The 1287-nt window shown below is 71.8% G+C and carries 1 protein-coding gene; it reads right to left on the bottom strand.

What is annotated here, in order from left to right:
• Positions 1-1278, bottom strand: a 1278-nt coding sequence (locus H0H10_RS02295) for a non-ribosomal peptide synthetase (protein ID WP_188179087.1), incomplete at its 3' end; no start/stop codon positions are given.
• Between the last annotated feature and the right edge of the window lie 9 nt (positions 1279-1287).

Here is a 1287-nt window from a genome sequence, read left to right as displayed (position 1 = left end):
CTGCACCTCACCCGGCTCGATCCGGAAACCCCGGATCTTCACCTGATCGTCCACCCGCCCGGCGAAGAGCAGCTGTCCGTCGGGCGTCCAGCGGGCCCGGTCGCCAGTGCGGTACATGCGCTCGCCCGACTGGAACGGGCACGCCACGAACCGCTCCGCAGTCAAGGCCGGCCGGCCGACATACCCACGCGCCACCTGCGCACCCGCGATGTAGAGATCGCCGGGGACGCCGACGGGGACCGGTGCGAGATGGTCGTCGAGCACGTACAGGCGGGTGTTGGCGATCGGCGCGCCCATCGGCACCGCCGGACCGCACCCGGGCTCCACCACCCCGGTCGTCACCATGACCGTCGCCTCCGTCGGCCCGTACGTGTTCACCAGCCGACGTCCCCGCGCCCACACCTCCGCCTGATCCCCCGAGATCGGCTCCGCGCCGACCACGAGGGACGGGACGTCCGGCAGCTCGGCCGGGTCCAGCACCGCCAGCAGCGACGGTACGACGCTGGCGGACCGCACACCGGTCTCGCGCACCAGCCGGACCAACTGCCTTGTGTCCGCGCGCTCGGCGGCACCCGCCACGACCAGCGTGGCTCCCGCGGCCAGGCTCACGGCGACATCCAGCACGGACGCATCGAAGCTGAACGACGCGAACTGCAGGACCGGGACACCGGGGCGCGCGCCCAGCACCGGCGTCAGCGCGCTCACCAGGTTCGCCAGGCCCCCGTGCGTCGCCTGCACGCCTTTGGGCCGGCCAGTCGAGCCTGAGGTGTAGATGACATAAGCGGCTTGCTCACGCCGTATGAGGACTTCCGGTGCCTGTGTGGGCGCAGTGGCCCGCTCTGCGTCTTTCAGAGTCACCACCTGGGCGGCGCCCATAGAGGTGGCCGCCCCACTCGGGGCGACGACGATCTCGGCGCCGGCCTCGGAGAGCATGAAGGCGAGGCGGTCGTCGGGGTGTTCGGGGTCGAGTGGCACGTAAGCCGCGCCTGCCTTCCACACCGCCAGGATCGATATCACCATCTCGGCGCCGCGCGGCAGGCACAGGCCGACCGCGGACTCGGCCGTCACGCCGCGAGCGAGCAGAGCGTGCGCCAACTGGTTGGCTCGCGTTTCGAGTTCCGCGTACGACAGCTCGACGCCGTCCGCGACCACCGCCACCGCATCGGGCGCCTCGACCGCGCGTCGCGCGATCAACTCCGGCACCAGCACGTCCGGCACCTCGCGTGCCGTGTCGTTCCACTCCTCCAGGACCTTGTGGCGCTCGGCCGCGTCCAGCACGTCCACCGC

This window comes from Streptomyces griseicoloratus (genome assembly GCF_014534645.1).
Taxonomy (GTDB): Bacteria; Actinomycetota; Actinomycetes; order Streptomycetales; family Streptomycetaceae; genus Streptomyces; species Streptomyces griseicoloratus.
The sequence above is the reverse complement of the archived record's forward strand: the minus strand, read 5'-3'. Positions and strand labels throughout refer to the sequence as shown.